This window comes from Streptomyces sp. NPDC047841, from assembly GCF_040704085.1.
In the GTDB taxonomy this organism is placed as follows: Bacteria; Actinomycetota; Actinomycetes; order Streptomycetales; family Streptomycetaceae; genus Streptomyces; species Streptomyces argyrophylli.
Genome location: NZ_JBEYRP010000016.1, coordinates 125,994 through 151,904 on the forward strand (window position 1 = coordinate 125,994; position 25,911 = coordinate 151,904).

Genomic DNA, 25,911 nt, shown 5'->3' on the forward strand with positions numbered 1-25,911 from the left:
AACCCGGGCCCCGTACGGAGCACGCACCATCACGCACCATCCGGAGGGAGTCCGGCGCATGTCCAATCCGCAGCAGCCCGAACAGCGGCGCAGTGACAAGGGTGGCGCCACCCCGCAGGACAGCGGCGAGCTGAAGGCCCGCCAGCCGGCCGGCCGGGACGCGGGCGGCCGCCCGCACGGCTCGGACAAGGCGGGAAAGGGCGGCAAGGGCGGGGGAGAGGGCGGCGGGGTGCCTCCGGCACAGCAGCCCGACCACCCCTGACCCCGCGTCCTGCCCGATGCATGCCGGACGGCCCCTGTGCGGGGCCGTTCGGCATGTCCGGCCGGGTCCGGGCGCCACGCGCTACGCTCCGGGGTATGCGGATCTCCGTCTCCTCCGACATGGACGAACCCGTGGCCCGTCTGCTGGTCGCGGAGCTGCGGCGCCGTGGCCACGAGGTCCGGGAGCACGGCGCGCTGCGGCCCGGGGCCGACGCGCGGTGGGCGGTCTGTTCGGAGGCCGCCGCCCGGGAGGTGGCCGAGGGCGCGGCCGACCAGGCGGTGGTGTGCTGCTGGACCGGTACCGGCGCGTCCATCGCGGCCAACAAGGTGCCGGGTGTGCGCGCGGCGCTGTGCGTGGACGCCGGTACGGCCGACGGGGCGCGGCGCTGGAACGACGCCAACGTCCTGGCGCTGAGCCTGCGGCTCACCTCGGAACCGGTGCTGAAGGAGATCCTGGACGCCTGGTTCGCGGCCGAGCCCAGTCAGGACCCCGAGGACCGGCAGAACGTGGCCCGCGTCGGACGCCTGGACGCCCGGCACTCCTAGGGGCGCACGGCGGTCCGGCGCGGGCCGGGACCAGTGGGGCCGGGGCTCAGTGGGCGCCGAGTCCTCCGCCGCCGAACGAGCCGCTGGAACCCTTGCTCCAGCGCGGACGCTCCTTCGACGCACTCGTCCGGGTGTCCATGTTGGTCAGCTCGTACGGGGTGAGCGGGCGGTCGCCCTTGGGGATGCGGGGTATCTCCGCGGACTCCCGGTTCTCCCGGACCTCGTGCACCGGCCCCTCCGGCGGCAGCTTGGGCTGTTCCTCGGGGCGGGGGCGCGGTGACTCGCGGTACCTGACGCGCGAGGTCATCCAGAAGCCGCCGGCGAGCAGCGCGAGCACGCCCACGGCCACGATGAACAGGAAGAGGCTCATCAGGCCGCTCGCGGCGGCCAGCTGCATCGATGCGGTGTTCATAGGACAGGAATACCCGGTCAGAACACGACGAACCCGGACACTATGGGTTACAGCGGATGTCCGGGCGGTGCCCGCCCGCCGGGCGGCGGGACAGTGGTTTGTGGCGGCCCGCCCCGGCTACCCGCACGGTGTGACATCGCCGACTTCGCAGCAGCTGTACCGGTTCCTGGAGGACCGTTTCACCTGTGCCCAGGCGTGCACGGAGTGCGCCCGGGCCTGTGCCGTGCGCGCGAGCCTGGTCGACCCGGACGGGAGCGAGCACCAGGAGCGGGCGCGCCGGCTGGGCATCATGTGCGCCGAGGCGTGCGACGCCACCTGCCGCGTGCTGTGCGAGGAGAACCGGCAGGACGAGGAGGCGATCCGGGTCCGGGTGGACTGGTGCCGCTCGGTCTGCCTGGAGTGCGCCCGCGCGTTCGACGAGCACCCCGGTGCGGAGTCGGCCGCGGCGGCTTGCCGGGCCTGCGCCGACGCCTGCGCGGACTTCCTGGAAACGCTCAGGTGACCGCCCCCGGCCGTCTCCGCTCCCGCCTCCGCCCGGGTCTCGGCATGCCTATCTGAGCCGCGCACCTGGGCGCTTCCGGCCCCGAGACGCGGCTGCTGAGGACGTGGACGAGCACGTCGCGCCGACTTCGCGGGCAAGGGGACCCCGGAGTTCGCCGTCGACATCCTCGACGCTCCGATTCCGCCGCACGGGGCTGGGCGAATAGGCTGCGCCGAGGAAGCCGGGTGTGACGCCCCGGCACACACATGCGTCGACAGGGGCAGGGGGTGACGTCCAGTGGCCGTGGGCACACGTGCGGGCAGGGGCGACCCCGGACTGTTCACCCCCGCCTCCGTGACCTGGCAGATGCACGGCGATCCCATGATGTGGGTCGCCGGGATCCGTGCGCTCTACCTCCAGGCGTTGCATCCGCGTGCGGTCCGGGGCGTCATGCAGAACTCCGACTTCCGGCGGGACGCCTGGGGGCGGCTGATGCGGACCGCCCACTTCGTCGGGACCACGACCTACGGCACGAGCGAGGCCGCCGAGCGGGCCGGGGCGCGGGTGCGGAAGATCCACAGCATGCTCACCGCGACCGACCCGGACACCGGCGAGCGGTACGGCGTCGACGAGCCGGAGCTGCTGCTGTGGGTGCACTGCGCGGAGATCGACTCCTACCTGCACGTGCTGCGCCGCTCCGGCTTCCCGCTCACCGACGCCCAGGCCGACCGGTACATAGCCGAACACCGCGTCAGCGCCCGCCTCGTGGGGCTCGACCCGCACACCGTGCCGGCGAGCCGGGCGGAGCTGGCCGCGTACTTCGAGGCGGTCCGGCCGGAGCTGGCCGCGGGCCCCGAGGCCCAGGACGTGGACGCCTTCCTGCTCCGGCCGCCGGCCCACCCCCTGCTCGTACCGGCACGCGAGCTGCTGTGGCGGCGGGTGGCCCTGCTGGCGTACGCGGCCCTGCCGCCGTACGCCCATGAGCTGTACGGCAGGCCCGCCCCCGCGCCCGCCGCCGTCACCCGCCGGCTGCGCGTCACCGGGTCCGTGCTCCGCCGGATCCCCGCGCGGGTGCGCTGGCAGCTCCCGCCGAAGCACATCCTGCGGGCCATGGCGCGGCTCGGCCCGCAGACGCGTCCGGCACCGCACAAGGTGCGGGCCTGAGCCGGCCCCGCCCCCCTCTGGCCGTCGTGGATCACCGCGTGCTACGAAGGACCATGTCCGCGAACGAGGGAACCCGCGCGTACGACGCCGTCATCGTCGGCGCAGGCCACAACGGCCTGGTCGCCGCCGCCTACCTGGCCCGGGCCGGCCGCTCCGTGCTGGTGCTGGAACGCCTGGACCACACCGGCGGCGCCGCCGTCTCCACCCGCCCGTTCGCCGGGGTCGACGCCCGCCTGTCGCGCTACTCCTACCTGGTCAGCCTGCTGCCGGAGAAGATCGTGCGCGACCTCGGGCTGGACTTCCGCGTCCGCTCCCGCACCATCTCGTCGTACACCCCGGCGGAGCGCGCGGGCCGGCCCACCGGCCTCCTCGTCGGGGGCGGCGAGCAGCGCACCCGGGAGGCCTTCGCCCGGCTCACCGGCGGCGACCGCGAGTACGAGGCCTGGCAGCGCTTCTACGGCATGACCGGCCACGTCGCCCAGCGCGTCTTCCCCACGCTCACCGAACCGCTGCCCAGCCGCGACGAACTGCGCCGCCGCATCGACGACGAGGCCGCCTGGCGCGCCCTGTTCGAGGAGCCGGTCGGCGCCGTCATCGAGCGGACCTTCACCGACGACCTGGTCCGCGGCGTCGTCCTCACCGACGCGCTCATCGGCACCTTCGCCGACGCCCACGACCCCACCCTCGTGCAGAACCGCTGCTTCCTCTACCACGTCATCGGCGGCGGAACCGGCGCCTGGGACGTGCCCGTCGGCGGCATGGGCGCGCTGACCGACGCGCTGGCCGACGCGGCGCGCACGGCGGGCGCGCGCATCGCCACCGGGCACGAGGCACTGCGGATCGACACGGACGGCACGACCGCCGAGGTCGTCTACCGCACCGCCACCGGCGAGGGCACCGCCGCCGCCCGGCACGTCCTGGTGAACGCCTCCCTGCACGAACTCGCCGTCCTCACCGGCGACCCGGCGCCCGAACCCGTCGAGGGCGCCCAGCTCAAGGTCAACATGCTGCTCACCCGGCTGCCCCGGCTGCGCGACCCCGGTGCCGACCCGCGCGAGGCGTTCGCCGGCACGTTCCACATCGCCGAGGGGTACCGGCAACTGGCCACCGCCCACGCCCAGGCCGCCGCCGGCGAGCTGCCCGCCGCCCCGCCCTCGGAGATCTACTGCCACTCCCTGACCGACCCCACCATCCTCGGCGCGGGCCTCGCCGAACGCGGCTACCAGACCCTCACCCTCTTCGGCCTGCACGCCCCGGCCCGCCTCTTCGACCGGGACAACGACGGCGTACGCGAGGAACTGCTGACGTCCACCCTCGCCCAGCTCGACGCCCATCTCGCCGAGCCCCTCGCGGACTGCCTGGCCACCGACGCCGACGGCCGCCCCTGCATCGAGGCGAAGACCCCGCTCGACCTCGAACGGGACCTGCGGCTGCCCGGCGGCAACATCTTCCACCGGGCCCTGTCCTGGCCGTACGCCGAGCAGGACGGCGGCCGTTGGGGTGTGGAGACCCGGCACCCCAACGTCCTGCTGTGCGGGGCGGGCGCGGTGCGCGGGGGCGGGGTCAGCGGCGTGCCCGGGCACAACGCGGCGATGGCGGTGCTGGAGCGGCACTGACCACCGGCCCCGGCTCAGTCGGCCGAGCCCTGCCAGCCCGCCGCCGCGATCCGTGCCGCGTCCGCCGGGCGTGCCCCGTCGAACAGCACCGTCCCGCCCGCGTCGACGCGCAGTCCGTCGACGTACGCGCCCCGGCCGACGTACCGCGCGTCGGTGGTGGACCGCCAGCGCAGGACCAGCCGGGGGTCGGCCGGCAGGTCCGCGGCCAGCCGGTGCCAGACGCGGCCCGACCAGCCGGTGACCGTGCCCGCCGGGTGGTCCTCGGGGTCCGCGTCGCGGCGGGTGGTGGTGAACGGGACCGGGTGCCAGGTGGCGCCGCCGTCCGTGGTGGACTCGAGGGCCACCAGGTCGGCACGGGGTTCGGTGTCCCACCACAGGGCGCAGCGCAGCCGGGCCGCGCCGGAGGAGGTGTCCAGCGCCGGCAGGGTGAGCGTGGCGGCCGTGGCGTCGGCCATGCCCGAGAACCAGGCCGTACGGCTCCTCGCCGGACGGACCGGCACCGCGCGGGCGAGGTGGTTCCCGGCGGCGACGCGGGGGGCGGAGCCGGACCGCCAGGAACGCACCGGGTGCACGGAGTTGCCGAGGACGACCAGGAAGGAGTCGGTCGTCGGGTCGAGCACGAGAGAGGTGCCGGTGAAGCCGGTGTGCCCGGCCGTGCGCGGGGTGGCCATCGCCCCCATGTACCAGTGCTGGTACAGCTCGAAGCCGAGGCCGTGCTCGTCGCCGGGGAAGGCCGTGTTGAAGTCGGTGAACATCAGCTCCACCGACTCGGGCCGCAGGATGCGGGCCCGGCCGTGGCGGCCGCCGTCGAGCAGCGTACGGCCGAGGACCGCGAGGTCCCACGCGTTCGCGAACACGCCCGCGTGACCGGCCACCCCGCCCAGGCTGTACGCGTTCTCGTCGTGGACCTCGCCCCACACCATCCCGCGGTTTAGCCCGGACCAGGGCCGGCGCGCGTCCTCGGTGGCCGCGATCCGCGGCTTCCAGGACGCGGGCGGGTTGTAGCGGGTGCTGTCGAGTCCGAGCGGTCCGGTGATCTCCTCGCGCAGCAGCACGTCCAGCGTGCGGCCGGTGATCCTCTCCAGGACGAGCTGGAGCGAGATGAGGTTCAGGTCCGAGTAGAGGTAGGCGGTGCCCGCCGGGTTCAGGGGCGCCTCGTCCCAGATGAGCCGGAGCTTGTCCTCGTACGCCGGCGCGTCGTACAGCGGGAGCCACGGGCGGAAGCCCGAGGTGTGGGTAAGGAGTTGACGGATCGTCACCGTCTGCTTCCCGGCGCGTCCGAACTCCGGGAGGTACGAGGCGACCGACCCCTCCAGTGCCAGCGCGCCCCGCTCGATCTGCTGCACGGCGAGGAGGGAGGTGAACAGCTTGGAGACGGAGGCCAGGTCGAACACGGTGTCCCGGGTCATCGGGAGCTGCTGTTCCGGCGGCAGTTCGACGCCCGTGTCGGTCTTCTCGTCGTACCGGGCGTAGCGCACGGCCATGCCGATCGGCTCGTGCAGCGCCACGGTGCCGCCGCGCCCGGCGAGCAGCACGGCACCCGCGTACCAGGGGTGCTTGGGGGAGGGCGCGAGGAACGCCTCGGCGTCCGTGACGAGTTGCCGCAGATGCGCGGGGAGCAGCCCGGCGCGTTCGGGTGTGCCGTGGCGCAGGGTGCGGTGGCGGCCGGAGGCGGGCGCGGCGGCGGCCGGGCCCGCCGGGAGCGCGCCGAGGGCGAGTGCGCCGCCCGCCGCGAGGGTGCCCGCGACGAGCCGGCGGCGGGTCGGTCCGCCGGCTCGTGCGCCTGCCACGTCGTCCGTCATCCTGCGGCCTCCCGCGTGAAAGAATCTTTCGGCGCCTGCCTTGCATCGTGAAACTTTCCTGTCAGGAAGGGGATGTGTCAACGGGGCGCGTGAGCTTCCGGGAAACCTGACGTCGTATCAGCCGGAGCACTCCCGATCCGCGCGTCGTGCCTCCCAACGTCGTGACGGGAACGACCGATTGCTCCCCCGAGCGGTTCGCTTCCGGGCCGTCCGGGTGCTTGACCCGCCCCGGCGCCGGACCCAGGATCATGAGGCATGACGCAGGGACAGGGCAGCACGGTCGACGGGGTGCTGCGGCGCAGCGCCCGTCGCACCCCGGCGCGGGTCGCGGTCGAGTACGCCGACCGGGCCTGGACGTACGAGGAACTGGACGAGGCCGTCTCCCGCGCGGCGGGCGTCCTGCTCGCCCAGGGCCTCGCCCCCGGCGACCGGGTCGGCTCCTACGGCCACAACTCGGACGCGTACCTGATCGGCTTCCTGGCCTGCGCCCGCGCCGGTCTCGTGCACGTGCCGGTCAACCACCACCTCGCCGGTGACGACCTCGCGTACCTCGTCCGCCAGTCCGGCAGCTCCCTGGTGCTCACCGACCCCGGTATCGCCGGCCGGCTCCCCGGCGACGCCCGCACGCTGCCCTTGCGCGACACCGGCGACTCACTCCTGGCGCGCCTGGCGACCACACCCCCGTACGACGGCCCCGAGCCACGCGCCGAGGACCTGGTGCAGCTCCTGTACACGTCCGGCACCACCGCGCTGCCCAAGGGCGCGATGATGACGCACCGCGCCCTGGTCCACGAGTACCTGAGCGCGATCACCGCCCTCGACCTCAGCGCCGGCGACCGCCCCGCGCACTCCCTGCCGCTGTACCACTCCGCGCAACTGCACGTCTTCCTGCTGCCCTACCTCGCGGTGGGCGCGACCAACCTGATCCTCGACGCGCCCGACGGGGACCGGCTGTTCGACCTGATCGAAGCGGGGCGCGTAGACAGCCTGTTTGCCCCGCCGACGGTCTGGATCGGCCTGGCGGGCCGCCCGGACTTCGCGACCCGGGACCTGTCCGGACTGCGCAAGGCCTACTACGGCGCGTCGGTCATGCCGGTGCCCGTCCTGGAGCGCCTGCGCGAGCGGCTGCCGGGGCTCGGCTTCTACAACTGCTTCGGCCAGAGCGAGATCGGCCCGCTGGCCACCGTCCTCGCGCCCGACGAACACCAGGGCCGGATGGACTCCTGCGGCCGGCCCGTGCTGTTCGTCGACGCCCGCGTGGTCGACGAGGACGGCAAGGACGTCCCCGCCGGCACGCCCGGCGAGATCGTCTACCGGTCACCGCAGCTGTGCGAGGGGTACTGGGACAAGCCCGAGGAGACCGCCGAGGCCTTCCGCGACGGCTGGTTCCACTCCGGGGACCTCGCCGTGCGGGACGCCGACGGGTACTTCACCATCGTGGACCGGGTGAAGGACGTCATCAACTCCGGTGGCGTCCTGGTGGCTTCACGCCAGGTCGAGGACGCCCTGTACACCCACGAGGCGGTCGCCGAGGCCGCCGTGGTCGGCCTGCCCGACGAGCGGTGGATCGAGGCCGTCACCGCGGTCGTCGTCCCGCGCGGCGAGGTGACGGAGGAGGAGCTGATCGCGCACGTGAAGGCGAGGCTCGCGCCGTTCAAGGCGCCCAAACGGGTCCTGTTCGCGGACGAGTTGCCGCGCAACGCGAGCGGCAAGATCCTCAAGCGCGAGCTGCGCGACCGCTTCGGCGGCTAGCCGGGGTACACGGCGTCCGGGCGGGCGTACGGCGTCCGGGTCCGGGCGCACGGTGCCCGGCCCGCGTGCACCACGACCGGACCGGTCGCTCACCGGCCGGCCGGGGCCTCGCCCGGCAGCAGCGCGTCCGCCAGCGACCGCCAGTGCGGCAGCGCCGACTCGCCCGGCCGCACGCCGATCACCTGTACGGCCACATGGTCGGCGCCCGCGTCGACGTGCCCGCGCAGTTTCCGCGCGATGGTGTCCGGGTCGCCCCAGAACACCAGGTCGTCGACGAAGCGGTCGCTGCCGCCGCCGGAGAGGTCGTCGTCGGTGTAGCCGAGCCGGCGGAACTTGGCGAGGTTGTACGGCGTCCGGAGATAACCGCGCAGATGCTCGCGCGCGAGGCCGCGGGCCCGAACCGGATCGGTCTCGAACAGCACGGCGTGCTCGACGGCCAGGAACGCGTCCGGGCCGAGGATCTCCCGGGCCTGTGCGGTGTGGGCCGTGTTCACGTGGTACGTGTGGGCGCCGGCGGCGCGGTCGCGGGCCAGCCGGAGCATCTTCGGCCCGTAGGCGGCCAGCAGTCGCCGGACCGGGGTCTTCGGGTAGGGGTTCGGCGACTCGATGGTGTCCAGCTCGTCCAGGTACGCGGACATGGCGGCCAGTGGCCTGACCCCCGGCCGGGGCTCACCGCCGAAGCCCAGGCCGAGTACGTGCCGGCCCGGGTAGGCGTCCGCCAGCAGCAGGGCCGAACCGTGCGTCCAGCGGGCCTCGCGGGACCAGATCCGGGCGATGCCGTTGACGACGGTCAGCCGCCCGGTGGCGGAGAGCAGCAGGCCGGCGTGGGTGAACGCGTCCCGGCCGAGTGCCTCGGGAATCCACAGCGCCCGCCAGCCCAGGTCCTCCAGCTCCCGGACGGAGTCCCGGATCCGCGCGGCCGGCTGGTGCTCGAAGTCGAAGGTGTAGATCCCGAACGTGCCGAGGTTCATGGGTGTGCTCCCTCGCAGACAATGTTTCGTCGATTCGGAATATCGCAGATTTTCGATATATAGCGCAAGGGTGACCGGCGCCGGTGGCGCGAACGGGCCAGTGGGAGGCGGTGGCTAGAGGGTCCGTCCCAGCTGGGCGACGAGGTCCGCGATGCGCTGCTCGTCCCGCTTGTAGTGGGTCCACTTGCCGACCCGCGTCGCCCGGACCAGGCCCGCGCGCTGGAGTTCCGCCATGTACGCCGACACGGTCGACTGGGCCAGCCCCGCCTTCGCCTGTATGTGGCTCACGCACACACCCACCTCGGCGGGATCCGCGATGGCCGCCTCCATCGGGAAGTGCCGCTCGGGCTCGCGCAGCCATCCCAGCATCTGGAGGCGCATCGGGTTGGACAGCGCCCGCAGCGCATTGACCAGGTCCGGGTCCGGAGTGGGGGCGGTGTCCGTCATGGCTCCGGAGTATAAGCGGCGGCCGACGTTTCGCAGTACGTCGATACGAACGCGCGGGTCGGCCGGGGGCGGTGCCGACGGCCGGGCCGGACCCGCCTCCGGGTGCCAGGTGCCCGGTCCCTACCCGGCGTCGCGCGTCCGCAGGTCCACGATCCGGCGGATCTTGCCCACCGAGCGCTCCAGTGACTCCGGCTCCACGATCTCCACCCCGACCGACACCCCGATGCCGTCCTTGACCGCCGCGACGATGGCCCGGGCCGCCGCCTCCCGCACCTCCGGCGGCGCGTCGGGGCGCGCCTCGGCCCGCACGGTCAGCGCGTCCATGCGCCCCTCGCGGGTGAGACGCAACTGGAAGTGCGGCGCCACGCCGGGCGTACGCAGCACGATCTCCTCGATCTGGGTCGGGAACAGATTGACCCCGCGCAGGATCACCATGTCGTCGCTGCGCCCGGTGATCTTCTCCATCCGCCGGAACGCCCGCGCCGTGCCGGGCAGCAACCGGGTCAGGTCCCGCGTCCGGTACCGGACGATCGGCATGGCCTCCTTGGTCAGCGAGGTGAACACCAGCTCGCCCCGCTCGCCCTCCGGCAGCACCTCACCCGTGATCGGATCCACGACTTCCGGATAGAAGTGGTCCTCCCACACATGGAGGCCGTCCTTGGTCTCCGCGCACTCCTGGGCGACACCGGGGCCGATCACCTCGGACAGCCCGTAGATGTCCACGGCGTCGATCGCGAACCGCTCCTCGATCTCCCGCCGCATCTGTTCGGTCCAGGGCTCGGCCCCGAAGACGCCCACCCGCAGCGAGGTGGAGCGCGGGTCCACGCCCTGCCGTTCGAACTCGTCCAGCAGGGTGAGCATGTAGGACGGGGTCACCATGATGACGGACGGTTCCAGGTCCCGGATCAGCTGCACCTGCCGGGCCGTCATGCCGCCGGACGCGGGGACGACCGTACAGCCCAGGCGCTCTGCGCCATAGTGCGCGCCGAGACCCCCGGTGAACAGCCCATAGCCGTACGCCACATGGATGACATCGCCGGGCCGGCCGCCGGCCGCCCTGATCGACCGCGCCACCATGTCGGCCCACATGGAAAGGTCGTTGTCCGTGTAGCCGACGACCGTGGGGCGCCCCGTGGTGCCGCTGGAGGCGTGCAGCCGGCGGATCTTCTCCCGGGGCACCGCGAACATGCCGTACGGGTAGTTCTCCCGGAGGTCCGCCTTGGTCGTGAAGGGGAAGTGCGCGAGGTCGGCGAGGCTGCGGCAGTCCTCCGGGCGGACGCCGGCCTTGTCGAAGGACTCGCGGTAGAACGGCACGTTCTCGTACGCGTGCCGCAGCGACGCGCGCAGCCGCTCCAGCTGCAGCGCCCGCAGTTCCCCGGGGCCGAGCCGTTCGCCCGCGTCGAGCAGGTCCGCCACATCCGCCATCGCGACGTCTCCCTCACCAGCAGCGCCATCCACCGACCGATCATTCGGTCGATGTGTCCCGGGTCAGTAAATGCAGCTCACGAGCCCTGAGGCAAGAGGGCGTCGAAGAATTTCCGGGCGGGGCCCGCAAGGCGTTGCGGTGCAGCCGTGGGCCCCGCCATGATCGGCGGCATGCCGGCCTTCACCGCGTCCGACGGCACCCGGCTCGCCTACCACCTGCGGGGGGAGGGGGAGCCGCTCGCCGTGGTGCCCGGCGGGCCCATGCGGGCCTCCGAGTACCTCGGGGAGCTGGGCGGGCTGACCGCGCACCGCCGGCTGGCCCTGCTCGACCTGCGGGGGACCGGCGACTCGGAGGTGCCCGCGGACCGGGCGACGTACCGCTGCGACCGGATGGTCGAGGACCTGGAGGCATGGCGGGACCACATGGGCCTGGAGCACATGGATCTGCTCGCCCACTCGGCGGGTGCCGTCCTGGCCATGCTCTACGCGGCCCGCCGCCCGCAGCGGATACGACGGCTGGTGCTGGTCACCCCCAACCCGTCCGCCCTGGGCCTGCGGGCCGTGCCCGAGGACCGGCTGGCCGCGGCCCGGCTGCGTGAGGGCGAGCCGTGGTTCGGGCGGGCGTTCCCCGCCTACCGCGCCTGGCTCACGGGCGGGGCGGACTTCGACGACGTGTTCCTGCCGTTCTTCCACGGCCGCTGGGACGACACCGCCCGGGCCCACGCGGACGCCGAGCCGCGACAGGTCAACGAGGAGGCGGGCGAGCGCTACTTCGCCGAAGGAGCCCTCACCCCCGACGCGACCCGGGAGGCCCTCGCCGCCCTGACCGCGCCCGTCCTCGTGTACGCGGGCGCACTCGACGGCTGGCCGAGCCCCGCCGTCGCCCGCCGCACCGCAGACGCCTTCCCGCACGCCGAGCGCGCCGTCCAGCCCGGCGCCGGGCACTACCCCTGGCTGGACGACCCGGAGCGGTTCGTCAGCCGGACGCTCGCCTTCCTCAACCGGTGACGGCTTCCCCTGCCGGAGACGGGGAGGGCGACGCGGTCGTTCTCGTGATACGAGCCCATGTGGCTGCAGAACCTGTGTTTCGCCACGGGGGGCGAGGGCTGGAAGCTCACCGAGTCCGGTGTGACCGAACGCGTCGGGGAGCTGCCCGTCGACATGCCGGGCGGCGTGCTGTCCACCGCGGGCGGACGGCGCCCGCAGGGTGCTCCGGCACGCGTACGGCGGCGGCTCCCCGCTCTTCTCGACGGGGGCTCGTGCGCGCCGAGCCCCCGACTCCTGACGGTCCCGCCGCGGCGGCCGGCCGGCCCGCCGGAGGGTTCTCCCCGCGTGCCCTGTCCGCCATGGCGACCGGTCGCTAGGCTGACCCGCGGACGACGAACCGGGAGGAGCAGGGACGTGGCCGAGAGCACCATCCAGCAGCCGCCGCTCGCGGGCTGGGACAAGCCCGAGCTGGACCTGAGCAAGGCCGAGTGGCAGTCCAGCAGCCGCGGTCTGGGCGACGTCCAGATCGCCTTCGTCGAGGGCTTCATCGCGATGCGCAACAGCGGCCGGGCGGAGAGTCCTTCCCTGATCTTCACCCCCGCCGAATGGGGCGCCTTCGTCTCCGGCGCCCGGGAGGGCGAGTTCGACCTCACCTGAACCGGGGGTGTTCCGGCCCGATTTCCGGACACGCGACCGGCAGGGCCCTGCCGGGGCCGGACCTGAGCCAGGCTGGCCCCAGCAAGGGGAAGGTCGTGTTCCGGAGGTGGGGCAAGGATGAACGCTGCGCCGGTCATCGCCGCGGTCGACGGTTCCGCGGACAGTCTGCGCGCCCTGGACTGGGCCCTGGACGCCGCCCGCCGCCGCGCGGCACCACTGCGCGTGGTGCACGTACGGCAGTACGCCGCCTGGGGCCAGGCCGACGTGCTGGTCGCCGGGCCGCCCGGGGCGGAGGGCGATCCGGTGCTCGACGAGGCGCGCGGCCGGCTCGCGGACCACGCCGCGCCACCGGCCGTGGAGTACCTCGCCGTGGAGGGCGTACCGGGTGCCGTCCTGCCCGAACTCGGCGCCGACGCCCAGCTGCTGGTGCTCGGCTCCCGGGGCCGCGGCGGCTTCGCCAGCCTGCTCCTCGGCTCCAACGGCCTCGCCGCCGCCCGGGACGCCGAGTGCCCGGTGGTCGTCGTGCCCCGGCCCGACCGGGAGGTGCACGGGGAGGGTCCGGCCGAACCCGGGCCGCGGGTCGTCGCCGGTCTGCACGTCGACAGCCCCGACGAGTCCGTCCTCGGCCTCGCGTTCGCCGAGGCCGCCCTGCGCGGCGCCCGGCTCCAGGTGATCGCCGCCTACCCGTGGCCGGTGCCGACCTGGTCGGCGCCCGCCCAGATGGTGCCGCCCCCGATCGACCAGGACGCCGTGGCGCACGAGACCCGCACCCTCGCCGAGGGCTTCCTCGCCCCGCACCGCGAGCGGCACCCCGAGGTACGCGCCGACGCCGAGGCGCTGCCGGGCGACGCGGCCGGCCACCTCGTCGCCGCCTCGAAGGACGCCGATCTGGTCGTCGTCGGCCGGCACCGGCGGCGGCTGCTCGCCCCGGCCCGCATGATGGGCTCGGTCACCCAGGCCGTACTGCTGCACGCGGCGAGCCCGGTCGCGGTCGTGCCACCGGCGCCACCACAGGAGTGAGGCCGGCAGAGTCGGTCGGCTCACGGATGCGGGCGGCGTGATCCAGTCCGCGTGATCCATGGCGGCGTCGGCCTAGCAGACCGCCCCGCGCTGCGCAATCCGTCCGGTGCCGACCGGCGATCCCACCGCTGTGGTGCGCCGCGCCATGGTGCCCGGACACACCCGAACCTATGGTTCCGGCACTCCCGGCTGGTCCGCCGCGCTCGGCGCGCCAGGCGCGCCCCCGCGTGGGAGCGGCCGGGACCCATGTGTCCACCGAAGGAGCCGCCATGCCACTGCCCCCGTTCAGCAGGGCACCCGGAGCGCCACCACGGGCCCGCCCGCTGCCTCGCCTCCTGCCCCGCCTGCTCGCCGTCCTCGCCGTCGTCCTCGGCACCGCGCTCGCCGGTCCCGCGCCCCGGGCCCACGCCGCCGTCACGCTCACCCGGGTCAGCGACTTCGGTTCCAACCCGGGCGCCCTCACCATGTACGTCTACCGGCCCGCCACCCTGCCGGCCCACCCACCGGTGGTCGTCGCCCTGCACGGCTGCACCCAGAGCGCCCAGGTCTACGCCGACAACTCCGGGCTGCCCCAACTCGCCGACCGCGACGGCTTCCTGCTGGTGCTCGCCGAGACCGGCACCGCCAACAACGCGAGCAAGTGCTTCAACTGGTTCCAGACCGGCGACAACCGGCGCGGTCAGGGCGAGGCCCTGTCCGTCCGGCAGATGGTGAGCCAAGCCGTCACCACCTACGGCGCCGACCCGCAGCGCGTCTATGTCACCGGCCTGTCCGCCGGCGGCGCGATGACCGCGGTCATGCTCGCCGCCTACCCGGACGTGTTCTCGGCGGGCGCGGTCGTCGCCGGCCTGCCCTACGACTGCGCCCGGGACAACAGCCCTTACACCTGCATGAACCCCGGCGTCGACCTGAGTCCGGCCGCGTGGGCCCAGCGGGTGCGGGACGCCTACCCCTCGTACGGCGGGCCGTGGCCGCGCGCGGCCATCTGGTACGGCGACCAGGACACCACCGTCGCACCGCGCAACGCCACCGAACTGCGCGACCAGTGGACGGCCCTCCACGGCCTGTCCCAGACGCCCACGCGCACGACGACGATCGGGCCGGACGCCACCCGGCAGGACCAGTACCTGGCCGCCGACGGCACGGTCGCCGTCGAGGTCGACCGGGTCCCGGGCATCGGGCACGGCACCCCGGTCGACCCGGGGACCGGCGGCGAACAGTGCGGAAGCACCGCGGCCCCGTACTTCCTCGACTCGATCTGCTCCAGCCGCTGGATCGCCCGGTTCTTCGGCCTGGACACCAGCGACCCGGGCGGCGGGGACCCGGGCGGCGGGGACCCGGACCCGGGCGGCGGCACCGCCGCCTGCTGGACGGCGAGCAACTACGCCCACGTACAGGCGGGCCGGGCCACCACCAGCGGCGGCTACACCTACGCCAAGGGATCCCAGCAGAACATGGGCCTCTACAACACGTTCGTCACCCACACCCTGAAGGAAGCGCCCCAGGGATACTTCACCCTCGCCGACACCGGCTGCCCCTGACAGGCGGTCAGCGACCGAGACGGGCCACCATGGTGGCCGACGCCGCCGAACGCGCCGTCATCATGGTGGCCCCACACATGTCCGGAACCCTCATACCGCCCCTAGCCTCCAGCGCGTCCCCAACCCGCCGGAGGAACCACATGCTGCCCCACCACACACCACCGCTCGGCCACCCCGGACGGCCCGGCCCCGGACGGCGCGCCCGGGCCGTGCGACGCACCGCGTTGACCGCGCTCTCGCTGGCCGCCGCCTGCTCCCTCCTGGTCACCCCCGCCACCGCGGCACCCGTCGGCCCGGATCCCATGGACGCCCACTGCGCGGAGCAGGCCCGCCTGCACGTCCCCGGGGCCGCCCGCCAGCAGGCCGACTGCCTGGACGAGCTGACCACCGCCGGGACCGTGGCCACCGGCCACACCGACCCGGCCGACTACGCGGGCCTCACCCCCAAGGACCTGCCCACCCCCAGCGGCGTCCCCGGCATCCAGATCGACGGCTACTTCCCGGACACCTCCACCACCAACACCAACCACGGCTGGCACCACGACTCCCAGTTCGTCATCCGGCTGCCCGACCACTGGAACGGCGGCCTGGTGGTCGCCGGCACCCCCGGCAACCGCGAGCAGTACGCGAACGACCGGGCCATCGCCGACTGGGTGCTCGCCCGCGGCTACGCCTACGCCGCCACCGACAAGGGCAACACCGGCACGGCCTTCTACCGCGATGGCCGCCGTCCCGGCGACGCCATCGCCGAATGGAACACCCGCCTCACCCAGCTCACCCGCGCCGCCCGCGCCGTCGTCACCCAGCGCTACCAGCGGCCCCCGGCCCGCACCCTCGCCACCGGCATCTCCAACGGCGGCTACCTGGTGCGCTGGCAGCTGGAGCACCACCCGGAGCTGTACGACGGCGGAGTCGACTGGGAGGGCACCCTCTGGCGCACCGACGGCCCCAACCTGTTCACCTTCCTGCCGGCCGCGCTGCGCCACTACCCGGCGTACGCCGCGGGCGGCCCCGGCGCGGCCGAGGCCGAGGCGGCGCTGCACCGGGCCGGCTTCCCGGCCGGCTCCGAGTTCCTGTGGCCGTACCACTACCAGGTCTACTGGGACCTCACCCAGCGGATCTACCGCGAGGAACTCGACCCCGGCTACGACGGTGACACCGAGGCCGGCACCCCGTACTGCGCCTCCGGCACCCCGGCCTGCGACGCCGACTACGCCTACCCGGACCGGCCCGCCGCCGTCCACCGGGCGGTCGACCGCATCGCTCTGACCGGACGCATCGGCAAGCCCTTGATCACCCTCCAGGGCACCCTCGACGTACTGCTGCCGATCAGCCAGGACTCGGACGTCTACGCGCGCATGGTGCACGAGGCGGGCCGCGGCTCCCTGCTGCGCTATTACCGCATCGAGGACGGCACGCACACCGACTCGCTCGCCGACGTCTTCCCCGACCGGCTCCGCCCGATGGTGCCCTGCCACCGCTCCGCCTTCACGGCCCTGGAACGCTGGCTCGCCGGGACCGCCCGCCCGCCCGCCGACCGCACCGTCGCCCGCCCCGCCGGCGCGGACCCCACCACCCTGCTCACCAGCTGCCCCCTGCGCTAGGTGTGCTGTCCCGGGACGGGTCCGAACGGCAGGGCGCAGTCGATCTTCCGGGCGCCCACAGGTCACCCGCCGGAGCCCGGGCACGTACCATGGCCGCATGTCGTTCCTCCGCCGCCGCAGCGCGACCCCTGCCGGACCCGACTTCGACGTGCTGGCCATGGACCCGGGCGACTGGCCGGGCAACCTCGGCGCGGGTCTGCTGCCCGCCCCCGACGGGACCTGCCAGGGCGTCTTCCTGCGTTACGACCTGTTCGGCGGACGCGGCCCCGCCATGATCATCGGCAACCTCCCCGCGGGCTCCCCGGCCCGTGACGTCGCCGAGGGGGAGATCCCCTTCGAGGTGGGGCAGCTGCTGCTGGCGCTGGAGAACGACGAGGAGGTCACCGTCGTCGGCGTCGAGGACACCCCGGTGCTCCAGGGCGACAACCTCCTCATCGTGCGGCGGCTGAAGCTCTCCGAGAGCCGGATCTCCTGCGTCCAGTTCGACCGCAGCGACGGCGTCCTCGTCACCATCGCCGCCTGGGACCGCCCGATCACCGACGACCTGTACGCCCTGCTGAAGCCGCTCCCGGCGGAGCTTTTCCAGCAGGGCTGAGAGCAGGGACGCGCGCGGGGTGAGGGCCGGGGTGAGACACCCCGGCCCTCACTGGTGCGCCGGCCTTTCGAGCGTCACGTCCGCCGCCCGGACGAACTCGACCCGGTGGCCGTACTGGATCTCGTAGTACAGGTCCTGGCCCACCACGACCCGGTGCGAGTCGGGCGTGAAGGTCACCGCGTAGTAGTACTCGCCCGGTACCTCGTCACCCACCACGTACTTCTGCCCGGCCGGGATCGTGTAGGGCAGCGGCACCACCGACTGGGCGGGGACGCCCGCCGGGTAGGCCTCCTTCTCCGGGTAGGCGCGGCCGTACACCGGGATGCTGGTCAGGCCGTCCCTCGGCCGCACCAGGAGGCCCCTCGCCGGCACGGCCGCCGGGTCCTTGAGGGGGTTGCGGAACCAGGCCTTCTGCCCCAGGTACCAGATGGCCGTCCAGTCGCCCCAGCGGTCCGCCACCGCGTACTGCTGGCCGGTGGAGACCCGTGAGGACAGGTCGTTGACCCCGTCCGTCGGGTCCGTCTTCAGGCCGATGTCCCTGACCAGCGGGGCGGTCACGTCATGGTCGGTGTACAGCCGCACCTCGCTGGACCCGTGCGCCGGGCACGGCTCGCCCTTGGTGGTGCAGCCGGTGTACACGGGCCGGTTCGAGGTGTAGTCGGGCAGGATCGTCACCACGCCGGCGTGCCGGCCGGCCGTGGGCCGGAACGGGTGGCCGAGCAGCTGGAAGTAGTGCTGCCAGTCCCAGTACGGGCCGGGGTCCGTGTGCATCCCCGGGACACTGGACGCGGTCGGACCGGGCACGTTGTCGTGGCCCAGGATGTGCTGCCGGTCCAGCGGGACGTCGTACGTCCGGGCCAGGTACCGCACCAGCCGCGCCGAGGACCGGTACATCGCCTCCGTGTACCAGGGGTCCGGCGAGACGAGGAACCCCTCGTGCTCGATGCCGATCGACTTGGCGTTGACGTACCAGTTGCCGGCGTGCCAGGCCACGTCCTTGCCCTGGACGTGCTGGGCGATCAGACCGTCGGTGGAGCGGATCGTGTAGTTCCAGGACACATAGGTGGGGTCCTTGATGAGGTTCATGACCCCGTCCCAGGCGCCCTCGGTGTCATGGATGACGATGTACTTGACGCTCTGCGACGCCGGGCGGTCGCCGAGGTCGTGGTTGCCGTAGTCGTTGTCGCCGAACTCCTCGTACGGCGCCGGGACCGACACGCAGGACACCGACCGGGGGCACTCGGTGCCGTCCGCGGACAGCGTGCGCAGGCCCGTCCGCCCCAGCCTGCTGCTGTCGGCGGTCAGCCGTGGCCGGGCGGCCAGGGACACCCGCTGGCCGTCGTCCGTGACGCGTTCCTCGCCGGTGCGCAGCACGTCGTACACGTCGTCGGCGTACGCGGTGGCGGTCGCGGTGTCGTCGGCGCCGGAGAACCGGGCCACCGCCCCGTACCAGTCGGCCGGGTCGGCGCTCAGCGGCCGGCCCAGCTCCTTCTGCGTGGCGGCGAGCAGGGCGGCGCCGCCCGCCACGTTCGCCGCCGGGTCGGTGCGCAGCTCCTCGGCGGGGATGCCGCTCAGCTCGGCCGCCCTCGGCAGCGTCTTCAGCCGGGCCGGGACCGCCGACTCGGCCGGCACGTCGGCCACGGGGTGCAGCGCGGCACGAGCGCTGTCGCCCCGGGCGTCCTCCGTTCCCTCGGCGAAGTGCTCCGTGGTGGCGAGCGCGGTCCGGGCGTCGGTGAGGTGCATCGGGCCGTAGCCGCCGGTCACGCTCGGCGCGCCACCGTGCGCGTCCCAGCGGGACTGGAGGTAGGAGACGGCCAGCAGCACGCTCTGCGGCACGTGGTAGTCGGCCGCCGCGGTGGCGAACGCGTGCTGCAGCCGGTGCGCGGAATCCGCGGCGGCGGGGGCCGGGGCGGCGCCGAGCAGGGGCAGCAACAGGGCCGCGGAGGCCAGCGGGACGGCGGTCCGCCGCAGACGTCTGTGGCCGGGTGTGGACGTGGGGGCGGTGGCGGGTCCTCGCAATGCGGCCTCCTGTGACGGGCAGGGCGTGGCGGGGCGTACGGCGCCGAGCTGGGTCAGTGGTACCGGCTTGCCGACGATCCGTCAATGATGCCCGGGGAAACGTGATTTCCCATGTCACGGAGGGTTTCCGGCGAGTTTCGCGGCGGCGGCGCCCGGGCCTGCGGGGCGTCACTGGCATACACCAGTGGATCCCGGAGTCCGGGCACGCTCACGAAGGTCCGCGGCACGCCGCCGCTCAGGGCGCACCGCGGAGCCGTCGCCCGGTCAGCGAGTACCGACCGCCGCGCGGACGGCCTTGCGAGCCATCTGGCAGTCGTCGTGCAACCGCCTGAGCAGCAGCCGCTGTTCCTCGCCGGACGGCATGGCACCGGGGTGAGCCGCGACCGGTGCCGCCGGGGCCGTGTCCTGCATCGAACGCTGCACGGCCGTCTCGTACGTACGGATCTCCCGGGTCAGCAGGAGCATCAGGTTCACCAGGAAGGCGTCCCGGGAGGCCGGGCCCGCCGACTGGGCGATCTGGCTGATCTGCCGCCGGGCCACCGGCGCGTCCCCGAGGACCAGCCACAGCGTCGCCAGGTCGTACCCCGGCAGATACCAGCCCGCGTGCTCCCAGTCCACCAGCACTGGACCGGCCGGTGACAACAGGATGTTCGACAGCAGGGCGTCGCCGTGGCAGAACTGGAGCATGCCGTGCCGGCCCACCTCTTGGGCGATGCCGTGCAGCAGCTTCTGCAGGTCGCCGAGGTCCCGGTCGGTGAACAGGCCCAGTTCGTGGTACCGGGAGATCCGGGCCGCGTAGTCCAGCGGCATGTCGAAGGTGCCCGCCGGGGGCCGCCAGGCGTTCAGCCGGCAGATCGCGCCGAGCGCGGCCCGGATGTCCGCGCGCGGCGGGGCCTCCACCGGATGCCGCTGGAACGAGGCCGTCCGGCCCGGCATCCGCTCGATCACCAGCGTGCAGTTGTCCGGGTCCGCCGCGATCAGCCTGGGCACCCGGACCGGCGGCCGGTGCCGGACGAACGAGCGGTATGCGGCTATTTCCTGGCGGCTCCGCTCCGCCCAGGCGGGCGAGTGGTCCAGGAGACACTTCGCGACGGCCGTGCTGCGCCCTGTCGTCCCGACGAGGAGGACGGACCGTCCGCTGCGCCGCAGGACCTGCACCGGGGCGAACTCCGGGCAGATCCGCTGCACCGAGGCGAGCGCGGTGCGCAGCTGCGCGCCCTGGGGGCCGGACAGGTCCAGCCTCCCGCTGAGCGGTTGGGTGCCGGGCTGGCCCGGGACCCGCCGGGCCCGGCCCGCGACCGGCACGGGACCGCCCGGGCGCGGTGCCGGGTCGAGGTAGGGCCCGCCGCCCGCCGGGCGGGGGCGCAGCGGCCGGGGCGGGGCGGACACGGAGGACGATGCTGCGTACATGGGAGAAACAGATCCCTTCGTGTGCCTGCGGTGCCTGCCTGTACGTCCGCGTCCCGAACTCGTGCTCAGGTCGCGTGCCCCGTGAGCGTGGTTCCGGGAGCGTGCGCCCACCCGGCCCGGCCGTCCGGGTACACCCTGGGGAGTGTGCCCGTCGTCGCCCGCCGTGCTCCGCCGTATACGGCCGTCATATGCGGGTGGCGACCGGGTCGGGGTGGCGCGTTCCTACCTGACACCCGATCGCCGGTGGCACACCATCTGGCGGACCCTGGCGAACCGTGGCGAATAGTCGCTCGGCAAGTTGCACCGGGCTACTGTCAACTCAGCCGAGAACCTGGGGGCTTGACGTGAGCGGACAACCCAACACCCGCCTTGCGGACCTGTTCGGCCTGGCCGGCTGGTCGAAGGGCGAACTCGCGAGGCTGGTCAACCGGCAGGCGGCGGCCATGGGCCACTCCCAGCTGGCGACCGACACCTCCCGGGTGCGGCGGTGGATCGACATGGGAGAGATCCCGCGCGATCCGGTGCCGCGGGTGCTGGCGGCCCTGTTCACCGAGCGTCTCGGCCGTGTCGTGACCATCGAGGACCTAGGTCTGGTGCGGCACGGGCGTACGGGGAAACGGCAGAGCGACGGGATCGAGGAACATCCCGACGGTGTGCCGTGGGCGCCCGAACGGACCGCCGCGGTCCTCACCGAATTCACGGGAATGGACCTCATGCTCAACCGACGCGGCTTGGTGGGCGCGGGTGCCGCGCTCGCCGCGGGATCCACACTCAGCAGCGCCATGCACGACTGGCTGCACACCGACCCGGCCCTGAGGGCCGACGCCCCTGTCCTCGACGACCCCTTGAACGCCGACCCCGCCGGATACGACCGCTACGAGGCCGCTCCCATCGGGTCCCAGGAGATCGAGGAGCTGGAGCGCTCGGTCGAGGTGTTCCGCGCCTGGGACGCGGCCCGTGGCGGCGGGCTCCAGCGCAAGGCGGTCGTGGGCCAGCTCAACGAGGTGGGCGGCATGCTCGCCTACCGCCATCCACCCCACCTCCAGCGGCGTCTGTGGGGCGTCGCGGCCAACCTCGCCGTCCTCGCGGGCTGGATGTCGCACGACGTCGGCCTGGAGCCCACGGCGCAGAAGTACTTCGTCATCGCCGCCCACGCCGCCAGAGAGGGCGGTGACCGGCCGCGCGCGGGTGAGGCGCTGTCCCGGGCGGCCCGGCAGATGGTGCACCTCGGCCGGCCCGACGACGCCCTGGACCTGATGAAGCTCGCCCGGTCCGGCGCCGGCGACCGTCTGCAGCCACGGACGAAGGCGATGTTCCACACCATCGAGGCCTGGGCGCAGGCGTCGATGGGCAAGGGCCAGGCGATGCGCCGCACGCTCGGGCGGGCGGAGGACCTCTTCGTCTCCGACCGGCAGGACGTGGAACCGCCGGACTGGATGCAGACCTTCAAGGACGAGGATCTGTACGGCATGCAGGCGCTCGCGTACCGCACGCTGGCGGAGTTCGACCCGGGCGCGGCCGCGCACGCCCAGCACTACGCGGAGAAGGCGCTCGCCCTGCGCGTCGACGGGCGGGAGCGGTCGAAGATCTTCGACCATCTGTCCATGGCGTCGGCCTGCTTCATCGCCGACGACCCCGAACAGGCCGACCGCTACGCCCGGCTGGCCCTGATGTCGATGGGCTCGAACTCCTCCCGGCGCACCTGGGACCGGCTGCGGCAGATGTACCGGCTGACCGCGGAGTACGCCGGCTACCCGAGGATCCACGAACTGCGGGAGGAGATCCGGCTCGCGCTGCCCAAGCCAAGGAGCAAGGGGGACGGCACCAGCGCACAGGCATAGGGGCCTGGGCGCCGACCGGCCCGGCGGGCCGCTCACATGGGGTGACCGTCAGGTCGTGACCTTGGCGACGAGCACGCACGCGTCGTCCTCGCGCCCTGCGCCACCGAACTCCTCGACGACCGTGCGCACACAGTCCTGCGCGGTACGCGCCGCGCCGAACCGCGGGGCGAGGCCGAGCAGCCGGTCCGCGGCCGCCGTCCCGCTGTGCCCCGACAGCAGCCCGTCGGTGTGCAGGAGAAGCAGGTCGCCCGGTCGCAGGGTGAGGACGGACTGTCCGTAGACGGCGCCCGAGGAGGCGCCGAGCAGGACGCCGTCCGGTGTGTTCAGCACGCGCCCCGTCCCGTCGCGGTACAGCAGCGGGGCGGGGTGTCCTGCCTGCGCCCAGACCAGGGTGCGGGTCTCGGGCCGGTAGCGGCAGCAGACGGCGCTGCCGAGGGCGGGCTGCACGGTGGTGTCGAGTAACCGGTTGAGCAGGGTGAGCAGGTGACCGGGCTCGGTGCCGGCCATCGCCATCCCGCGTACGGCGCCGAGCAGCGTGGCCATGCCGGAGGCGACGGCCACGCCCTGTCCGGTGAGGTCGCCGACGCTGAGCAGCGTCTGACCGTCGGTCAGTTCCAGGGCGTCGTACCAGTCACCGCCGAGCAGCGTGGGGGCGGCGGCCGGGAGCCGGTGGGCCGCCAGGTCCAGCGCGCCCGGCCCCTGGCGCGGGAGCCGCAGGGAGCCGCGCCAGGGCGGCAGCACGGCTTCCTGCAACTCTGCCGCGATCCGGTGTTCGGTCTGCTCCTGCCGGCGGTGGCGGTGCAGCGAGTCACGGGTCTCGCGCACCGTGCGCTGGCTGCGGCGCAGTTCGCTGACGTCGCGCAGCACGGCCCACATGGAGGTCGTCCCGCCGTCGGCGCCGAGCACCGGCTCGCCCATCATGTGCACGGTCCGCACGGAGGCGTCGGGCCGTACGACACGGAACTCGCCGTCGATCGGCTTGGCGTCGACCAGGCAGTCCGTGACCATGGCGGTGAGTTTCGGCCGGTCCTCGTCCAGGACCAGGCTGGGCAGCTCGTCCAGGGTGAGGGCCGGACGGGCCGGGTCGAGGCCGAGGATCCGGTACAGCTCGCCGGACCAGGTGGCCTCGTCCGTCAGCAGATCCCACTCGGCGCTGCCGACGCGGCTGAGCAGCGAGCCGCTCGGGGCGGCGGCCGGAGCGGGCGGCGCGGGCGGCTCCGGGGGCGCTGTCGCGGGCTCGGCAGGAGCGGGCTGCGGGCCGTCCCGCAGCTGGGCCAGGTGGGCGTCCAGATCGTCGAGTTGGTGCAGGGCGAGGTCGCACAGGGCGCGCTGCCAGCGTTCCTCGGGGTCCGCACCGTCGCTCCGGGTGTCCCGCCGTACGGCGTCCACGTCGCCTTTGAGCCGCCGCGCCTGCGTGATCAGCGCTTCGACCGAGCCGCGCCCGGGCGGCTGGGCGGCTGGGCGGTCCGCGGAGACTGGGGACGGCATGACGCACTCCGATGGGGGACGGTACGACGGGGACGATGGGGGACCGCTACGACTGTCGCACAGCCCGCGACGCCCTGTAAGGGATTCGGCAACACACGATACGGTGGTGCTTCCGGCATATGCCAGAGTCTTCCCGGAGGGTTCCGCGGGGACGAATGGCGTACGCGGCGGGGCGGTCAAGTCGTAGCATCGATACGCGAGTTGAGCCAGTCGACACGCTCCGTCCCCAGGGCTCAAGCGCATGTTCGTCGCATGTGTGTTCCATGGCGATGCCAAGCGGCCGGTACCTGCCGAAGTCTGACCGGAATTGGCGGCATGCGACGGGGCCGCGCCGACTCCTTAAGAGCATGGACATCACCGTCGCACAGCTCGCCGAGGCCCGGCTCGTCACCGCCCAGGACCAGGAGGTCCCGGTGTCCGCCACTCTTCGTTACACCGCCGACGACCCCCTCGCCGTGTTCGTGGACTTCCCGGCCGAGGCCGCGCTGAACGGCGAGGAGGTCACCTGGACCTTCGCGCGCGCCCTGCTCGACCAGGGGCTGCGGGCCCCGGCCGGCCACGGGGACGTGCAGATATGGCCGTACGGCCGGACCCGGACGGTCGTGGAGTTCCACTCGCCGCACGGCATGGCCCTGCTGCTGTTCCCGGAGTCGTCGCTGCGCCGCTTCCTGGTGCGCACGTACGAGGTGGTGGCGGGCGGGCAGGAGGACGTGGCGGACGTGGTGGAGCGGGGGCTGAGCGCGCTGTTCGGCGGGGTGTGAGGCGGCGGTTCCCCGAGCGGTGGCGGCTGGGTCGCCGGCCGGCCGCGCCCCGGCGTCAGCGGCTCGCGGTGGCGTACAGGTCCGGACGCGGGGCCAGGTCGACGGCCGCCCGGCCTCCCGTCTCCAGCGCCCGGACCCCCGCCTCGGCGACGGCGGACGCCGCGTAGCCGTCCCACACGTCCGGCCCGGTGACCTCCCGCGCCGGGTCGCGTCGACCCACGCCTGCACCTCGCGGTCGTAGGCGTCGGCGAAGCGGACGAGGTAGTCCTGCGCCACCTCCTCCCGGGCGCCGCCCCGGGTGGTGACCACCATGGTGTGCTCGTCGCCGATCCGGGCGCTGCCCGCCTCGCACACGGCCTCGCAGCGGACCTGGTAGCCGAAGCCGCTGTTCACGAAGACCTCCACGTCCACCAGCGCGCCGCGCCCGGTCTCGAACAGCACGAACTGCGGGTCGAGCAGGCCCTCGGGCGCGCCCGAGGCCGGCGTGGGCCGCAGCACGGTGACCGCCGTCAGCTCCTGCCCGAGCAGCCAGCGGGCCGCGTCGATTTCGTGCGAGACGGAACTGTTGACGAGCATGGCGCTGGTGAAGCCGGCGGGGGAGGAGACGTTGCGGTGCGTGCAGTGCAGCATCAGCGGCCGGCCCAGGCCGCCCCCGTTCAGCAGCGCCTTCAGCCGCCGGTACTCGGCGTCGTAGCGGCGCATGAAGCCGATCTGGGCCAGCCGGCGGCCGAGCGCCGCCTCGGCCTCCACGATCCGCAGGGCACCGGCGGAGTCCGGCACCATGGGCTTCTCGCACAGCACCGGCAGCCGCCGCGCGAAGGCGGCGAGCAGCGCCTCCTCGTGCGCGGGGCCGGGGGAGGCGATGAGGACGGCCGCGACACCGGGCGCGTCGAGCGCGGCGAGCGGGTCCGTGTGCACGCTGACCCCGTCGAGCCCGGCCACCGCTGACGCGGCCCGCTCGGCATCGGGGTCGGCCACCGCCGCGACCCTGGCTCCGCTGACCACCCGGTCGAGCCGTCGTATGTGATCGGCCCCCATGTGCCCGGCACCCAGTACCGCCACACCCAGCAGGTCACCCATGCGTGTGCTCCCTTACGCCGACGATCACGCC

The 25,911-nt window shown here is 73.7% G+C and carries 22 protein-coding genes and 2 pseudogenes; 15 read left to right on the forward strand and 9 right to left on the reverse strand.

Annotated elements, in window-relative coordinates:
- Positions 1-58: 58 nt before the first annotated feature.
- Positions 59-262, forward strand: a complete 204-nt coding sequence (locus AB0947_RS27135) for a hypothetical protein (protein ID WP_014670861.1) — start codon at positions 59-61, stop codon at positions 260-262.
- 95 nt (positions 263-357) lie between these two features.
- A complete protein-coding gene (locus AB0947_RS27140; protein ID WP_366752935.1) occupies positions 358-807 on the forward strand; it encodes an RpiB/LacA/LacB family sugar-phosphate isomerase in 450 nt (149 codons plus the stop codon).
- A gap of 46 nt (positions 808-853) precedes the next feature.
- Here the strand turns inward: AB0947_RS27140 and AB0947_RS27145 are convergent, their stop codons facing one another.
- Positions 854-1,219, reverse strand: coding sequence for a DUF6479 family protein (locus AB0947_RS27145; protein WP_366752936.1), 366 nt, complete (start codon positions 1,217-1,219; stop codon positions 854-856).
- Positions 1,220-1,349: 130 nt separating this feature from the next.
- On the opposite strand from AB0947_RS27145, the gene AB0947_RS27150 reads away from it, so the two are divergent.
- The 3 genes from AB0947_RS27150 to AB0947_RS27160 all read left to right on the forward strand — a co-directional run bounded on the left by AB0947_RS27150 (position 1,350) and on the right by AB0947_RS27160 (position 4,480).
- Positions 1,350-1,721 (forward strand): ferredoxin, encoded by a 372-nt coding sequence (locus AB0947_RS27150; protein WP_366752937.1) that lies wholly within the window; start codon positions 1,350-1,352, stop codon positions 1,719-1,721.
- A gap of 345 nt (positions 1,722-2,066) precedes the next feature.
- Positions 2,067-2,864 (forward strand): oxygenase MpaB family protein, encoded by a 798-nt coding sequence (locus AB0947_RS27155; protein WP_366753050.1) that lies wholly within the window; start codon positions 2,067-2,069, stop codon positions 2,862-2,864.
- Between the two features lie 53 nt (positions 2,865-2,917).
- On the forward strand, positions 2,918-4,480 hold the full coding sequence (locus tag AB0947_RS27160; protein ID WP_366752938.1) for an NAD(P)/FAD-dependent oxidoreductase: 1,563 nt from the start codon (positions 2,918-2,920) through the stop codon (positions 4,478-4,480).
- A gap of 14 nt (positions 4,481-4,494) precedes the next feature.
- On the opposite strand, the gene AB0947_RS27165 is transcribed toward AB0947_RS27160, so the two are convergent.
- Complete coding sequence (locus AB0947_RS27165; protein WP_366752939.1) at positions 4,495-6,282, reverse strand: serine hydrolase; 1,788 nt, start codon at positions 6,280-6,282, stop codon at positions 4,495-4,497.
- A gap of 255 nt (positions 6,283-6,537) precedes the next feature.
- Between AB0947_RS27165 and AB0947_RS27170 the strand changes: the two genes are divergently transcribed.
- Positions 6,538-8,034 (forward strand): acyl-CoA synthetase, encoded by a 1,497-nt coding sequence (locus tag AB0947_RS27170; RefSeq protein WP_366752940.1) that lies wholly within the window; start codon positions 6,538-6,540, stop codon positions 8,032-8,034.
- Positions 8,035-8,123: 89 nt separating this feature from the next.
- Here AB0947_RS27170 and AB0947_RS27175 read toward each other — a convergent pair whose 3' ends face one another.
- The 3 genes from AB0947_RS27175 to paaK all read right to left on the reverse strand — a co-directional run bounded on the left by AB0947_RS27175 (position 8,124) and on the right by paaK (position 10,877).
- Entirely contained in the window at positions 8,124-9,005 is an 882-nt protein-coding gene (locus AB0947_RS27175; protein WP_366752941.1) for a TIGR03620 family F420-dependent LLM class oxidoreductase, read from the reverse strand.
- Between the two features lie 114 nt (positions 9,006-9,119).
- Positions 9,120-9,452: a metalloregulator ArsR/SmtB family transcription factor gene (locus AB0947_RS27180; RefSeq protein ID WP_366752942.1), complete on the reverse strand. Its 333-nt coding sequence runs from the start codon at positions 9,450-9,452 to the stop codon at positions 9,120-9,122.
- 120 nt (positions 9,453-9,572) lie between these two features.
- Complete coding sequence (gene paaK, locus AB0947_RS27185; RefSeq protein ID WP_366752943.1) at positions 9,573-10,877, reverse strand: phenylacetate--CoA ligase PaaK; 1,305 nt, start codon at positions 10,875-10,877, stop codon at positions 9,573-9,575.
- Positions 10,878-11,048: 171 nt separating this feature from the next.
- Here paaK and AB0947_RS27190 point away from each other — a divergent pair, with 171 nt between their 5' ends.
- From AB0947_RS27190 to AB0947_RS27220, 7 genes and pseudogenes are all read left to right on the forward strand, one after another.
- The gene (locus AB0947_RS27190; protein ID WP_366752944.1) at positions 11,049-11,885 is read left to right on the forward strand and encodes an alpha/beta hydrolase; all 837 of its coding nucleotides are present in this window, start codon (positions 11,049-11,051) and stop codon (positions 11,883-11,885) included.
- Positions 11,886-11,924: 39 nt separating this feature from the next.
- A pseudogene (locus AB0947_RS27195) lies at positions 11,925-12,162 on the forward strand (thiolase domain-containing protein); the annotation flags it as partial.
- 116 nt (positions 12,163-12,278) lie between these two features.
- Entirely contained in the window at positions 12,279-12,521 is a 243-nt protein-coding gene (locus tag AB0947_RS27200; RefSeq protein WP_366752945.1) for a DUF397 domain-containing protein, read from the forward strand.
- Between the two features lie 117 nt (positions 12,522-12,638).
- Positions 12,639-13,541, forward strand: coding sequence for a universal stress protein (locus tag AB0947_RS27205; protein ID WP_366752946.1), 903 nt, complete (start codon positions 12,639-12,641; stop codon positions 13,539-13,541).
- A gap of 269 nt (positions 13,542-13,810) precedes the next feature.
- A complete protein-coding gene (locus AB0947_RS27210; RefSeq protein ID WP_366752947.1) occupies positions 13,811-15,082 on the forward strand; it encodes a PHB depolymerase family esterase in 1,272 nt (423 codons plus the stop codon).
- Between the two features lie 140 nt (positions 15,083-15,222).
- Entirely contained in the window at positions 15,223-16,686 is a 1,464-nt protein-coding gene (locus AB0947_RS27215) for a 3-hydroxybutyrate oligomer hydrolase family protein (RefSeq protein ID WP_366752948.1), read from the forward strand.
- 97 nt (positions 16,687-16,783) lie between these two features.
- Complete coding sequence (locus AB0947_RS27220) at positions 16,784-17,281, forward strand: hypothetical protein (protein WP_366752949.1); 498 nt, start codon at positions 16,784-16,786, stop codon at positions 17,279-17,281.
- Between the two features lie 48 nt (positions 17,282-17,329).
- On the opposite strand, the gene AB0947_RS27225 is transcribed toward AB0947_RS27220, so the two are convergent.
- Both AB0947_RS27225 and AB0947_RS27230 read right to left on the reverse strand, forming a co-directional pair.
- Entirely contained in the window at positions 17,330-19,300 is a 1,971-nt protein-coding gene (locus tag AB0947_RS27225; protein ID WP_366752950.1) for an N-acetylmuramoyl-L-alanine amidase, read from the reverse strand.
- 264 nt (positions 19,301-19,564) lie between these two features.
- Positions 19,565-20,710: an aminoglycoside phosphotransferase family protein gene (locus AB0947_RS27230; RefSeq protein ID WP_366752951.1), complete on the reverse strand. Its 1,146-nt coding sequence runs from the start codon at positions 20,708-20,710 to the stop codon at positions 19,565-19,567.
- Between the two features lie 344 nt (positions 20,711-21,054).
- On the opposite strand from AB0947_RS27230, the gene AB0947_RS27235 reads away from it, so the two are divergent.
- Positions 21,055-22,551, forward strand: coding sequence for a hypothetical protein (locus tag AB0947_RS27235; protein ID WP_366752952.1), 1,497 nt, complete (start codon positions 21,055-21,057; stop codon positions 22,549-22,551).
- A 48-nt stretch (positions 22,552-22,599) separates the two neighbouring features.
- On the opposite strand, the gene AB0947_RS27240 is transcribed toward AB0947_RS27235, so the two are convergent.
- Positions 22,600-24,039, reverse strand: coding sequence for a SpoIIE family protein phosphatase (locus AB0947_RS27240; RefSeq protein ID WP_366752953.1), 1,440 nt, complete (start codon positions 24,037-24,039; stop codon positions 22,600-22,602).
- A gap of 347 nt (positions 24,040-24,386) precedes the next feature.
- Here AB0947_RS27240 and AB0947_RS27245 point away from each other — a divergent pair, with 347 nt between their 5' ends.
- Positions 24,387-24,800: an SsgA family sporulation/cell division regulator gene (locus AB0947_RS27245; RefSeq protein WP_366752954.1), complete on the forward strand. Its 414-nt coding sequence runs from the start codon at positions 24,387-24,389 to the stop codon at positions 24,798-24,800.
- A 55-nt stretch (positions 24,801-24,855) separates the two neighbouring features.
- Here AB0947_RS27245 and AB0947_RS27250 read toward each other — a convergent pair.
- Positions 24,856-25,880, reverse strand: a pseudogene (locus AB0947_RS27250) (Gfo/Idh/MocA family oxidoreductase).
- Between the last annotated feature and the right edge of the window lie 31 nt (positions 25,881-25,911).